This is a genomic window from Xanthobacter autotrophicus (assembly GCF_005871085.1).
Lineage (GTDB): Bacteria > Pseudomonadota > Alphaproteobacteria > Rhizobiales > Xanthobacteraceae > Xanthobacter > Xanthobacter autotrophicus.
Map to the genome: position 1 here is coordinate 227,433 of NZ_VAUP01000028.1, position 12,215 is coordinate 239,647.

12 protein-coding genes are annotated in these 12,215 nt (G+C 69.0%); 10 read left to right on the forward strand and 2 right to left on the reverse strand.

The window, feature by feature from the left end:
• Nucleotides 1-146 precede the first annotated feature (146 nt).
• The 7 genes from FBQ73_RS12920 (at nt 147) to FBQ73_RS12950 (ending at nt 7,057) form a co-directional block, all read left to right on the forward strand.
• Entirely contained in the window at nt 147-542 is a 396-nt protein-coding gene (locus FBQ73_RS12920) for a flagellar export protein FliJ (protein ID WP_138399898.1), read from the forward strand.
• Between the two features lie 184 nt (nt 543-726).
• A complete protein-coding gene (locus FBQ73_RS12925) occupies nt 727-1,266 on the forward strand; it encodes a sigma factor-like helix-turn-helix DNA-binding protein (RefSeq protein ID WP_138399899.1) in 540 nt (179 codons plus the stop codon).
• Nucleotides 1,263-3,461 (forward strand): hypothetical protein, encoded by a 2,199-nt coding sequence (locus FBQ73_RS12930; protein ID WP_138399900.1) that lies wholly within the window; start codon nt 1,263-1,265, stop codon nt 3,459-3,461. Before FBQ73_RS12925 ends, FBQ73_RS12930 begins: the two co-directional genes overlap by 4 nt.
• Before the next feature lie 111 nt (nt 3,462-3,572).
• Complete coding sequence (gene speB / locus FBQ73_RS12935; RefSeq protein ID WP_138399901.1) at nt 3,573-4,568, forward strand: agmatinase; 996 nt, start codon at nt 3,573-3,575, stop codon at nt 4,566-4,568.
• A 92-nt stretch (nt 4,569-4,660) separates the two neighbouring features.
• The gene (locus FBQ73_RS12940; protein WP_170218878.1) at nt 4,661-5,761 is read left to right on the forward strand and encodes a calcium:proton antiporter; all 1,101 of its coding nucleotides are present in this window, start codon (nt 4,661-4,663) and stop codon (nt 5,759-5,761) included.
• A gap of 75 nt (nt 5,762-5,836) precedes the next feature.
• Nucleotides 5,837-6,247 (forward strand): NADH:ubiquinone oxidoreductase subunit NDUFA12, encoded by a 411-nt coding sequence (locus FBQ73_RS12945; RefSeq protein ID WP_170218895.1) that lies wholly within the window; start codon nt 5,837-5,839, stop codon nt 6,245-6,247.
• Nucleotides 6,248-6,388: 141 nt separating this feature from the next.
• Nucleotides 6,389-7,057, forward strand: a complete 669-nt coding sequence (locus FBQ73_RS12950) for a DUF2155 domain-containing protein (protein ID WP_138399904.1) — start codon at nt 6,389-6,391, stop codon at nt 7,055-7,057.
• Here the strand turns inward: FBQ73_RS12950 and aat are convergent.
• Together aat and FBQ73_RS12960 are read right to left on the reverse strand one after the other, a co-directional pair.
• On the reverse strand, nt 6,994-7,665 hold the full coding sequence (gene aat, locus FBQ73_RS12955; protein WP_138399905.1) for a leucyl/phenylalanyl-tRNA--protein transferase: 672 nt from the start codon (nt 7,663-7,665) through the stop codon (nt 6,994-6,996). The genes FBQ73_RS12950 and aat overlap by 64 nt on opposite strands.
• Nucleotides 7,666-7,711: 46 nt before the next feature.
• Nucleotides 7,712-8,893, reverse strand: coding sequence for a pyridoxal phosphate-dependent aminotransferase (locus FBQ73_RS12960; RefSeq protein WP_138399906.1), 1,182 nt, complete (start codon nt 8,891-8,893; stop codon nt 7,712-7,714).
• A 349-nt stretch (nt 8,894-9,242) separates the two neighbouring features.
• Between FBQ73_RS12960 and FBQ73_RS12965 the strand changes: the two genes are divergently transcribed.
• From FBQ73_RS12965 to aroQ, 3 genes are all read left to right on the forward strand, one after another.
• Nucleotides 9,243-10,682: a M48 family metalloprotease gene (locus FBQ73_RS12965; RefSeq protein WP_138399907.1), complete on the forward strand. Its 1,440-nt coding sequence runs from the start codon at nt 9,243-9,245 to the stop codon at nt 10,680-10,682.
• 26 nt (nt 10,683-10,708) lie between these two features.
• Nucleotides 10,709-11,509, forward strand: a complete 801-nt coding sequence (locus FBQ73_RS12970) for a DsbA family protein (RefSeq protein WP_138399908.1) — start codon at nt 10,709-10,711, stop codon at nt 11,507-11,509.
• Between the two features lie 186 nt (nt 11,510-11,695).
• Nucleotides 11,696-12,136, forward strand: a complete 441-nt coding sequence (gene aroQ, locus FBQ73_RS12975) for a type II 3-dehydroquinate dehydratase (protein WP_138399909.1) — start codon at nt 11,696-11,698, stop codon at nt 12,134-12,136.
• The last annotated feature ends 79 nt before the right edge of the window (nt 12,137-12,215 follow it).

Here is a 12,215-nt window from a genome sequence, read left to right on the forward strand (position 1 = left end):
TGGCGTCCGCGAACGCGATTTTCATCCCATTGCCGCGTTCGAGGTAAGGAATGGGCAACCAGCACGCGACATTCTCTGAACCCGGAAGCTCCGAGCGCACACGGGCGTGCGGGGCGCGTCACCGTATGCGTACCGGAGTAGTGGCGATGAAGTCGCGTGACCCCCTGATCCGTGCAAAGCGATTCCAGATCGACGATGCACGCCGCCGCCTCGGCCAGATCGACACCATGATCGCCGAGTTCGAGCGCATGGCCCATGATCTCGATCGCGACATCACCGCGGAGGAGGAGCGCTCCGGCATCTCTGATCCCAGGCATTTCGCCTATCCGCCGCTGGCGCTTGCCGCGCGCAACCGGCGCGACAACCTCCAGCGGTCGGCGCAGGATCTGAAAGTCCAGCAGGAGGCGGCCAGGGCGACCCTCGCCGATGCGGAGGCCGATCTTGCCCTGGTGGAGGCGGCCGGCGAGATGGACCGCGCAGGGCGCGTCGAGGTGCCGGGCCGGCGTCCGCCACTGCGCCCCGGCGAGACCGCCCGTCATTGACGCCCGCCGCCTTGAGCGGGGCGGGAGGGACAAAAGGGCGGGCAGAAGGTAGACTGGTAGCTGATGCTGCGGTGCAGCGCGCTTTTTTGCGCGCGGTATGCGTGTGCTGTGCCATTCAAGGCTTCCATTCCGCAGTGCCGCTCCGGTAGCTTCTGCGCGGTCCCCCACCGAGCACGAGTGTTCCGTGACCTCCCACCGCAAGGTCCATGCCCTCGTCGATCGCGTCGCCGCCGGCGACCTCCACGCCTTCGAGGAGCTCTACCGCCTGACGAGCCCGAAGCTGTACGGGCTCGTACTCCGCCTGCTCCGGCGACCGGAGCTGGCCGGCGAAGCATTGCGGCAGGCCTACAGGCGCATCCGGGCCGAGGCCCACACCCTGCGCCCGCAGGAAGATCCGGTCTGCTGGATGGCGGCCGTGGCCCGCTCCTGCGCCCTCGACATGGCTTGGAAGCGGCCGGTGGGCGATGCCTTCGAGCCGTTCGACGCCGCCCAGAGGGGCGAGGACCCGCTGGCCTCCGAACGCCGGAGCCCGGCGCTGATTCGGCTGCTCTCCTGTCTCGGCAAGCTGCCGGAGGAGCGTCGGCGCATGCTGTTGCTCGCCTTCTACGACGGCTGGAATCGCGAGGCCCTGTCCATCTATTTCGACGCGCCGGTGGCCGCCATCGGGGCCTGGATGGCGCGCAGCGTGGCCCAGATCGGCGAGTGCATGGGGCGACGCTCATGACGGCGCCGGTCCCCGCGGCGCACCTGACCGAGGCCGACCGCACCCTGGCGGCGGAATATGTGCTCGGCACCCTCGATGCGGAGGAGCGGCGCAGCGTGCGCGCGCGGATCGCTGCCGATCCACATTTCGCGGGGCTGGTGCGGCTGTGGGAGCGTCGCCTGTCGCCCTTGCATGAACTCGCCGTTCCGGTGACGCCGCCCCCCTCGATCTGGCGGGTCATCGTGGCCGATATCAAGGCTGCGCCGGCAGCCGCGTCGCCCAAGGCGCTCCGCAAGGTTCCACCTTCGTCCGAGCCCGCGCCGCGGCCGATGGCGGGAGAGGCCCGCCCCGGCCGTACCCCCGCGCCCCGCGCCCAAGGGCCGGTGGCTGCCGTCCGCCGGATGCTCGGCCTGGCTTTTCCGGGACGCGCGACGGGGCAGGGGATCTGGCGTCCGAAGCGGCCCGCCCCGCCGCTTCCTCCGGCCGCGCCACCGGTGCCGGTCGCGCTTCGGCTGCCTGGGGGGCGGACCCTCGGCGGCGCCATTCAGGATGCGGTCGCAGCCGGCCTCCTGCCGCCGGCGCCTCCCTTGCCGGCCCCCCCCTTGCCGGAGCCGTCGCCCCAGACGGCCACGCCGGAACGGGTCGAACGGTTGCCGCCCCCACTCAAGCTGGCGCCACCGGAGCCCCCCGCGCCGCCGCGCCCGCGCCCGGTTCCCGAGCCCCTGACGCCGCCCCCGGCCTTCATCTTCCTGGAACCCGATCCGCCACCCGTCGCCGAAGATCCCCAGACCACGGGCGGGGCGGAACTTGCCATGCCGGCGCCACCATCGACGGACGTGCCGGCACCGCCGACCTTCACGTTCCTCGATCCTGCCGTCGACGTCCCAGCAACCGCCGCGACCACGGCCGGCGCGGATCCGTCTGCGCCTGCGCTGTCGGTGCCGCCCCCCACCTTCGCCTTCATCGAAGCAGAGGCGCCGCCCGCCGGTGATGCACCCGCGCCGCCCGCCGAGGCAGGGCAGGACGCGCCCGCATCACCACCAAACGAGGTGCTGCCCGCGTTCGCGCCGTCCAGCGGCACAGGATTCCCCGCGCCGGGCGCCGATGCCCAGGGTGTGTCCCATCCTTCGCCCGAACCGGCTGAGCCGGTTCCGGATGCCGCTGCGCCGGCCATGACGGGGCGGCCGCAGGACCTGGCGGAGGAAGCCCCTGCCATCGCTGCCGAGGGTGGTGCCGATCCGCAGGTTTCCGTGCAGGTTTCCGTGGACGTGCCATCGGCCGTTGCATCCGATCGTCTCCAAGACCCCGCCAGCCTTCCAACCCCGCCCGCGCCGGCCGAGATGGCAGATGCGACGGTGGCTGCGGTGCCCCAGCTCCAGGTCGTCTCCCAATTCGCGTCCGAGGCCGTCTCAGAAATCATCTCCCAAGCCGTGCCCCACGCCGTTGGTCCGGAGGCGGCTGCTTCGCCCGCCCCGTCGTCCGATGCGCGATCCGGCCCGGTCCCGGCAGCGGACGCTCCAGCAGCGGGGGCGGATGCCGCTCCGGCTGCGCCGTCCCCGGCCGGGCTTGCGACCCTCCAGCCCACGCCGGTCGAGCCGGTCTCCGCCGAGCCGCCCTCCGCCGATCCGGCGGCCGGCGCCAAGGGGGAGGAGGCGCCGCCCCTGCCAGGCTGGGCGGCGGTGGTCGCTTCCGGCGTGGTTTCGGCCCTGCCAGACCCCGCCGCAGGCGGCGACGACCCTGTCGGGGCCGATGTCGGGCTGCTGAAACGGCGGCGCGGCGTCTTTCCATGGCGCGCGGCGACACTGACGCTGTTGGCGCTCCTTGCGAGCGTCGCGGCCTTCGCCGCCTATCGCGAATGGTTCTGGCCAAGGGATGGCCAATGGGTGGGCGTGCTGCAGAGCGAGCCCTTACCTGCCATCGCCATCCGTCTCGATCCGGACAGCGGCGTGATCTTCGTCCGCAGCTTTGCGCCGGCCCCTCCGGAAGGCGAGATCTATCGGCTGTGGCTGCTGGTGCCTGGAAGGCCGGCGCTGCTGCTCGGCGCGTTCACCGCCGGTGTCTCCGGTCGCGCGCCGGCACTGGCAGGGCTTGGCAGGAGCCGGCTCGGGTCGGCCGAAGTGGTGGTGACGCAGGAACCGAAGCTGGGGGCTGCCGCTGCCGCTGAGGGTGACCCTCCGGGCAAGGTGGTCTATCGCGGACGCCTCGCGCCGGAGTGAACGCCGGGAGCCGGATCCGATTGGATTGCAGCAATCCGATCAGCGAAAGTGCTTATGATTTTCTAGATTTGGCGCCGGGTACATTCGGCCGCCGTCCATTCGAGGAACGTCATGTCGACCACCCCCCCGACCGATCCGCTACATCCCCGCCCCGTGGATCGGGCGCTGGACCCGGGCTTTCGCCACGGCCAGTCCACCGAGCCCAATTATTCCGGCGTCACCTCCTTCCTGCGCCGGCGCTATGCGCGCGACGGCGGCGGCGCAGAGGTGGTGGTGTGGGGCGTGCCGCTCGATGTGGCGGTCTCCAACCGCCCGGGAACGCGATTCGGGCCGCGCGCCATCCGCGCCGCTTCCACCATCCTGGATGGCGATCCGTTCTATCCCTTCGGCATCGACCCGTTCGAGCTGCTCGACGTGGCGGACGGGGGGGATTGCGTGTTCGACTATGGCCTGCCCGCCGGGATTCCGGCCGCCATCGCCGCGCAGGCCCGCGCGCACTATGCCCGGGGCACCCACATGGTGACCCTCGGGGGCGACCATTTCCTCACCTATCCCATGCTGCGGGCGCTGACCGCCCATCTCGGCGAGCCGGTGGCGCTGGTGCAGTTCGATGCGCACCAGGACACCTGGGAAGACGGCGGCGAGCGGGTAGATCACGGTACCATGATCACCCGCGCCGTGAAGGACGGGCTGATCCGGGTGGATCGCTCGATCCAGGTGGGCATCCGCACGTATGCGCCCCAGACCTGCGGCATCGAGATCGTCCACGGGCTGACCGCCGCCGAAATGGGCCCCATCGCGCTGGCGGACCACATCGTCGATCGGGTGGGCGATGCGCCGGTTTATGTGACGTTCGACATCGACGCACTGGACCCGGCCTTCGCGCCGGGCACCGGCACGCCGGTGTGCGGCGGCCTTTCCACCCGGGAGGCCATCTCGTGCCTGCGACGCCTCGGCGGGCTCAACCTCAAGGGCTTCGACGTGGTGGAGGTTTCCCCGCCCTATGACCATGCGGAGATCACCGCGCTCGCAGGGGCGACCCTGGCCTCGGTCTACCTGTGCCTCCTTGCCGAGCGCAAGGCGACCGGGCGGCCGGTCGCGCTCTGAGGTGCGCCGGACGGCCCGGCAGGGGGCGAAACCTTGCGGGGCCGTAGCGGATGTGGGACAGCGGGACCGGTCGTAGCGGAAAGGAATACAGCGTGAAGGGAAGCGGCCCGACGGCGCTCAACTACCTCGTGCCGGGGTCGGGCCTCGCGCTCGCGCTGTTCCTGAAGGCGTGGCCGGACCTCGCGCCGGGCGCGGAAGGCCTGGTGCCGGGCATCGCCGCGGTCCTCGCCATCGCGCTGCTGTGCGGTTCGGCGATCTCGTCGGTCGCCCATGCGGACGTGGTGGCACGCCGGCTCGGCCAGCCCTACGGTGTCCTGCTGCTCACCATGTCCGTCACCATCATCGAGGTCTCGGTGATGGCCTCGATGATGCTCCACGGCGAGAACAACCCGACCCTGGCGCGGGAATCGGTGTTTTCCGTGCTGATGATCGTCAATACCGGCATCGTCGGCCTGTGCCTGCTGCTGGGCAGCCTCAGGCACCGGGAACAGACCATCCAGCAGCAGGGCGTCTCCGGCTACCTCTCGGTGATGATCGCGCTGGGAGTCATGCTGCTGGTTCTGCCTGCCGAGACCCATGAGGGCGAGACCGGCACCTTCTCCCCGCGTCAGCTCATCTTCATGAGCTTCGTCGCGATCTCGCTCTATGGCGCGTTCCTCTACATGCAGACGGTGCGCTATCGCGAGCACTTCGAGAACCAGCCGGAGGGACACAGCGAAGCGCCGCCTACGCCGAACGCGTTTGCGCTCGGACTGGTCATGCTGATCGCGAGCCTTGCGGCGGTGGTCGTCTTGTCGAAGCACGTGGCGGCGGCTTTCGAGGACTTCCTCGGCAATTTCGCGCTGGCCGATCCCGACGCCGTGACCGGCGCCCTCATCGCGCTCCTGATCCTGCTGCCGGAAGGCATCGCCGCGGTGCGGGCCGCCTCCCGCAACCACCTCCAGCATTCCTTGAACATCGCGCTGGGCTCGGCGCTGGCCACGGTGGCGCTCACCATCCCGGCCATGGCCTTCATATCGGTGCTCATCGGCCACTCGATGGTCCTCGGCCTCGACACCGAGGACCGCACCATGCTGCTGGTCACCTTCGTGCTGTCCATCCTGTCGTTCGGCACCGGGCGGACCAACGCGCTGAACGGCGTTGTGCATCTCATCGTCTTCTGCGTCTATGTGATGCTGCTGTTCATGCCATAAGACAGGGCGGCGACAGGTGGACAGGCGGCGGGCCAGATGGCATGTTCCGCCCGAATTCCGAACGAGGCGCGGGCCGTGAAGAACTTCCTGCTTTATATCTTCACCTGGTGGAACAAGCAGACCGTCGGCACCATGTGGTGGACGAAGCGGTTCGGCGAGTTCGTGGGCGAGGACGAGTTCGGCAACCGCTATTTCCGCACCAAGGGCGGCAAGATCGACCCGACCCTGGGCTTCGAGCGCCGCTGGGTCATCTATCCCGGCTATGCGGAAGCCTCCACCATCCCGCCCGGCTGGTGGGGCTGGATGCACCATCGCGTCGATACCCCGCCGGTGGATGAGGCCTATACGCCCCACTCCTGGCAGAAGCCGCACCGCCGTAACATGACCGGGTCGCCCGGCGCCTACCGGCCCAAGGGTTCGGTGCTGGCCGGCGGCCTTCGCCCCCGCGTCACCGGCGACTACAAGGCCTGGACCCCGGGCGAGTGAGGGCCGCCATCGCGGGGCAGATGTCCTCGCGTGGTCGTCTTCTTTGCCCGACCGCCTTGCCGTCGCCTGAATCCGGCGCTTCAGAAGGGCAGCACGGCCGATGCCTGCTGCCTTCAGATTTTGTTACGGGTTGATGTCCTGATGCGCCTTTACCGGACCGTGCCGCTCCTCGCCGCGGCGATTCTCGTCGGCACGGCATCCGGGGCGCTGGCGCAGGTGCAATATCAGCGCCCGGGTCAGATCGAATCCACGCCTCTTGCGCCTCCCGGCACCATTCCCGCCCCCCGTCAGCCCGCGCCGTCCGCCGCCCCGGCCCCCCGGCCGGTGACGCCCGGCACGGTCCAGCGTGGCCCGGCGCCGGCCTTGCCACCTGGCGTCCAGCCGGTGCCCGGCCCGGTTCCCGGCACCGCCGTCGTGCCGGCCGCTCCGGGCTCGGACGAGAATGGCGACGTGATGGTGGTGCAGCCGCCGACGCAGAAGATCGCCAACGCCTTTGCGGTCTATGCCGGCCTCGACAAGATCACCGGCCGCATCACCTCGTTCGACGTGGCCATCGGCGAGACTGCGCAGTTCGGCGCGCTGCAGGTGACGCCGCGCGCCTGCTACACCCGGCCGGCCACCGAGACGCAGAACACGACCTCCTTCACCGAGGTGAACGAGGTGACGCTGGCCGGACAAGCCAAGCGCATCTTCACTGGATGGATGTTCGCCTCCAGCCCCGGCCTCCACGCGGTGGAGCACCCCATCTACGACGTGTGGCTGATCGGCTGCAAAGCCTCCGCCCCGGTCACGGCGCGCGGCCAGCAGTAGAAGTCCGCCTCGCCCTGGAGGGCGTGATCGAGCAGGCGGTGATAATGCCGCCGCGACACCTCGATAGCGCCGAAGGTCTTCAGGTGGCTGGTGACGAACTGGGTATCCAGCAGCCGGAAGCCGCCGGCGATCAGCCGACCCACCAGATGGACGAGGGCGACCTTCGAGGCGTCGGTCTCGCGGTGGAACATGCTCTCGCCGAAGAAGGCGCCGCCGAGCCGCACCCCGTAGAGCCCGCCCACCAGCTTGCCGTCGCGCCAGGCTTCCACCGTGTGGCAGCGCCCGCGCAGGAACAATTCGCCGTAGAGCTTGCGGATCCGCTCGTTGATCCAGGTCTTCTCTCGGCCCTCCTGCGGCTCCGAGCAGCCGTCAATGACGCCATCGAAGTCGTGGTCGACGCGCACTTCGAACTTGTTGGATCGCACCGTGCGGGCGAGGCGGGAGGACATCTGGAAGCCATCCAGCGGGATGATGCCGCGCCGCTCCGGCTCGATCCAGTAGAGGCCGGGATCCTCGGCGCTTTCCGCCATGGGAAAGATGCCGCAGGCATAGGCCTTCAGCAGCACATCGGGGGTGATCTCGACGATCTGGTCGTTCAGCCGGCTCATGGGACATAATGATAGCAGGAATTGGCGCGACCGTGTGGCAGCCGTCTCACCCCCGCTTCAGGAAGTCGCCGATCCGCGCCATCGCCTCCGCCATGTCGGACGCCGAACCCGCATAGGAGATGCGCAGGAACTGGTGGCCGTGGAAGGGGTCGAAATCCACCCCCGGCGTGGTCGCCACATGGGCCGCGTCGAGCATGCGGCGGGCGAAAGCGGCGCTGTCGTTGGTGAAGTCGGATACGTCCGCATAGAGATAGAAGGCGCCGTCCGCTGGCAGGAAGCGCTTGAGCCCGGCCTCCGGCAGTCCTTGCGTGAGGATGCGGCGGTTTTCCACATAGGTCGCCTTGACGAGGTCCATCTCGGCCCGGCCCTCGAAGGCAGCGTCGGCGGCGATCTGGGACAGGGTCGGCACGGAGATGGAGAGGTTCTGCTGAAGCCGCTCCATGGTGCGCGAGACGCCGGGCGGCACCACCATCCAGCCCACGCGCCATCCGGTCATGCAGAAATATTTGGAGAAGGAATTGATGACGGTGACGTCCTCGCCGATCTCCACCGCGCTCACCGCCGGGAAGGCGTAGTCGAGCCCGTGATAGATCTCGTCGGAGATGAAGGCGAGGTTCAGGTCGCGGGCGCAGGCATGGAGCGCGGTGAGGGCGGCGCGGTCCATCATGGTGCCGGTGGGGTTGGCGGGGCTTGCCACCAGCACACCCTTGAGCGGCGCCTTGCGATGGGCCTCCAGCAGCCGCTCGGGGGTCAAAGCGTGGCGGTCTTCCGCGCGGGTCTCGATCAGCACCGGCTCGCAGCCCAGCGCGTGGAGCACATGCCGGTAGGGCGGATAGCCCGGCGCGGCGATGGCCACCCGGTCGCCGGGCTCGAACAGCGCCAAGAAGGCGAGCACGAAGCCGCCGGACGACCCATGGGTCACCACGATGCGCTCGGGATCCACCGCCACGCCATGGATTTCTCCGTAATGCCGGGCGATGCGGGCGCGCAGGGCCGGGATGCCGAGGGCGGCGGTATAGCCCACCTGCCCGGCCTCCAGCGCCGCCGCTGCCGCGCGCCGCGCCACGGTGGGGGCGGGAGCGGCCGGCTGGCCCACCTCCAGATGGATGACGTGGCCGCCGCCGGCTTCGATGCGGGCGGCGTGCTGCATCACGTCCATGACGATGAACGGCTCCACCGCGCTACGGCTGGAGAGGACGATGGAACGGGGATGGGGCGCCGTGGACATACTGCGATTTCCAGCTTGTTTTCGTGCATTGGCGGGCCTCGACGCAGCGGAAGTTCCGCGCTGCCGTGCTGCCGCCTTAATCTGACTGTCCCTGAGACGGGTTCGCCTCAACGTGAAGACCGGCGCATTGACCATGGGTCCGGCGGGCACCAGTGTCCGGCTGTCTCGTAACCTGCGCCATCGCGGGCGCCAAGGGGGTGCCTAGAGGGCGCCTAGGGGGCGAGGGGCGGGCGAGGATGGGGGCGAACTGGCAACGTCGATGTCGCCGCACCCCGAATGCACGCGTCGCCGCCGGCATGGGGTGGAGCGGACCAGAGGGATCGAGGAAACGGATCGAAGCCGAGCGATTATGCCCATGCCTTCTTCATCCCTGTCTTTGCTGACGGCCCTTCGCGCATCGGGCCGGGCTCTTGCCCGTGGCCTGTGCCTTGCGGCCGCCGTGGCGTTGCCGATCGAGATGGCGGTGGCGCAGGAGCAGGCCCGCAAGGGGCCAGCCACCATCCGCGACACGGAGATCGAGGCGCTGCTGAGGGATTACACCCGCCCCATCCTCAAGACGGCGGGCCTCGGCCAGCAGAATGTCGAGGTGGTGCTCATTTCCGAGCGGTCGTTCAATGCCTTCGTGGCCGACGGCAAGCGTATCTTCGTCAATACCGGCGCGTTGGTGGATTCGACCACGCCGAACCAGATCATCGGCGTCCTCGCCCACGAGACCGGCCATATCGCCGGCGGTCACCTCGCCCGCATGCGCGAACAGCTGGCCGGCGCCCAGACCATGGCCATCGTTGCCATGCTGCTGGCGGCGGGCGGCATGGCGGCCGGCGCGGCGGGCGGCATGAACGGGCGCGACCTCGGCAATGTGGGCGGCGCGGCCATGTCGGCGCCCCAGGAACTGATCCGGCGCTCGCTCCTCAACTACCAGCGGGGCGAGGAGGCGGCGGCCGACCGTTCGGCGGTAAAGTATCTGGATGCCACCCGCCAGTCGGCGAAGGGCATGCTGGAGACCTTCCAGCGCTTCCAGAACGACCAGCTCTTCATCAGCCAGCGGGTGGATCCCTATTCCCTGAGCCATCCCATGGCGCGCGAGCGCATCGCCGCGCTGGAGCAACTGGCCAAGGCCAGCCCCTATTACGAGACCAAGGATCCGCCCGCGCTTCAGGCCCGCCACGACATGATGCGGGCCAAGCTGATCGGCTTCATGGAGCGGCCGGAGACGGTGGCGCGTCGCTATCCAGCCTCCGACACCTCCATGGCGGCCCAATATGCGCGGGCGATCTCGGCCTACCGCTTCGGCAATGTGAATGGCGCCAATGCCCAGATCGACGCGCTCATCGCTCGCGATCCGTCCAACCCTTATTTCTACGAGCTGAAGGGCCAGGCTCTGCTGGAGGCCGGACGGGCCGCCGAATCGGTTGCCCCGCTGCGCAAGGCGGTGGCCATGACCAACGGCGCTCCGCTCATCCGCTCCATGCTCGGGCAGGCGCTGGTGGAGGCGGGTAATCCCTCCTACACCCAGGAGGCGATTCGCGAGCTGGTGCAGGCCACCCAGCGCGATCCCAATTCCGCCTCGGCCTGGCGATCCCTCTCCCTGGCCTACGGCCGCTCCGGCGATCTCGCCAACGCAGACCTCGCCGCGGCCCAGAGCAGTTTCGCCCAGGGCGATTTCAAGACCGGTCGCGAGCTTGCCGCCCGCGCCCGCCAACGTTTTCCGCAGGGATCGCCCGGCTGGTTGCAGGCCGACGACCTGGTGAACTTCAAACCGCCCAAAAGCGCCGCCAACCAGCAGTGATACCTTTTCACCCCATGGAGATCTGAATGCCCCCCCATCTGGGCTCGCCCACCACCAGCCTCCGGCGCCTCGCCCCCCGGCTTTTCACGCTGGCGCTGGCCGCCGTCTCGGCTGTCGTCCTGGTCGCGCGCCCGGCGGCTGCGTTCACCGACACCGAGAAGAAGGAACTTGGCGGCATCATCCGCGAGTATCTGATCCAGAATCCGGAAGTGCTGCAGGAAGCCATCTCGGTCCTCGAGTCCCGCCAGATGGTTCAGGAGGCCAGCCAGCGCAGCAAGGCCGTGGGCGAGGTCCGTCAGCTTCTCGTGAACAGCCCGCGCGGCATCGTGGCAGGCAATCCCAAGGGTGACGTCACCCTGGTGGAATTCTTCGACTATAATTGCGGCTATTGCAAAAAGGCGCTCTCGGACCTCCAGGACCTCATCAAGCAGGATCCCAACCTGCGCGTGGTGCTGAAGGAGTTCCCGGTGCTCGGCCAGGGCTCCGTGGAGGCCGCCCAGGTGGCGGTGGCGGTGCGGATGGTGGCGCCGGAGAAGTACATGGCCTTCCACCAGGCCCTGCTGAACGGCCGCGGCCAGGCCGACCGGGCCAAGGCGCTGGCGGCGGCGAAGGAGGTGGGCATCGACCCCGCTTTGATCCAGAAGCAGGCCACCTCGCCCGAGCTGAACGCGACCCTCGACGAGAGCATGAAGATGGCCGAGGCGTTGGCGCTGAACGGCACGCCGTCCTACGTGATCGGCGATCAGGTGGTGATCGGCGCGGTGGGCTTTGACAAGCTGAAGGCCGCCATCGCCGAGGCGCGCAAGCACCCGCCGGTCGCCAAGTAGGGTTTAGACCCGAGACGCAGGGGTAGACACGCTGGGGCCGTCGGCTCCAGCATTCCCTTAGGTTATGAGAGGGCACGCATTCACAAGAGCGTGTGCCCGCCGCGCGGCCTGCTCTTTCCTTGCGGGCCGCGCGCCCCTATAAGGCAGCGACCCGGCCGTATGGAGCCGGCGACAGATCAGTCACGGATGTCCGATACTGTCCACGTCCTGAACGGACCTAACCTGAACCTCCTCGGCACCCGCGAGCCCGGCATCTACGGCGCGGCGACGCTTGCCGACGTGGAGGCGCTTTGCCGTGCCGAAGGCGCAGCGCTCGGCTTGGAAATCCACTTCCGCCAGACCAATTCGGAAGGCGCGCTGGTGGATTTCATCCAGGAGGCGCGCGGGGCGCGCGGCATCGTGCTGAACGCGGCGGCCTATACCCACACCTCCGTGGCGTTGCGGGACGCCGTGGCGGCCGTGGGGGTGCCCACCATAGAGGTGCACCTTTCCAACGTGTTCGCGCGGGAGGAATTCCGGCACCACTCCTATCTGTCGCCCGTGGTGCGCGGCGTGATCTGCGGTTTCGGGCCGCAAAGCTATGTGCTGGGGCTTCGCGCCCTCGCCAGTCTGCCGCGCGCGCCGTGACGCATCATTCACACGCGCCCACGTAAAACGGGCCTTCGTACCATGCGCCCAAGTCACTCCCATACTCGTGCGGCCCGAT

Coding starts and splice junctions, on each gene's coding strand:
- FBQ73_RS12920 (WP_138399898.1), top strand. CDS start 147: ATGAAGTCGCGTGACCCCCTGATCCGTGCAAAGCGATTCCAGATCGAC.
- FBQ73_RS12930 (WP_138399900.1), top strand. CDS start 1,263: ATGACGGCGCCGGTCCCCGCGGCGCACCTGACCGAGGCCGACCGCACC.
- speB (WP_138399901.1), top strand. CDS start 3,573: ATGTCGACCACCCCCCCGACCGATCCGCTACATCCCCGCCCCGTGGAT.
- FBQ73_RS12950 (WP_138399904.1), top strand. CDS start 6,389: ATGCGCCTTTACCGGACCGTGCCGCTCCTCGCCGCGGCGATTCTCGTC.
- aat (WP_138399905.1), bottom strand. CDS start 7,665: ATGAGCCGGCTGAACGACCAGATCGTCGAGATCACCCCCGATGTGCTG.
- FBQ73_RS12960 (WP_138399906.1), bottom strand. CDS start 8,893: ATGTCCACGGCGCCCCATCCCCGTTCCATCGTCCTCTCCAGCCGTAGC.
- FBQ73_RS12965 (WP_138399907.1), top strand. CDS start 9,243: ATGCCCATGCCTTCTTCATCCCTGTCTTTGCTGACGGCCCTTCGCGCA.
- FBQ73_RS12970 (WP_138399908.1), top strand. CDS start 10,709: ATGCCCCCCCATCTGGGCTCGCCCACCACCAGCCTCCGGCGCCTCGCC.
- aroQ (WP_138399909.1), top strand. CDS start 11,696: ATGTCCGATACTGTCCACGTCCTGAACGGACCTAACCTGAACCTCCTC.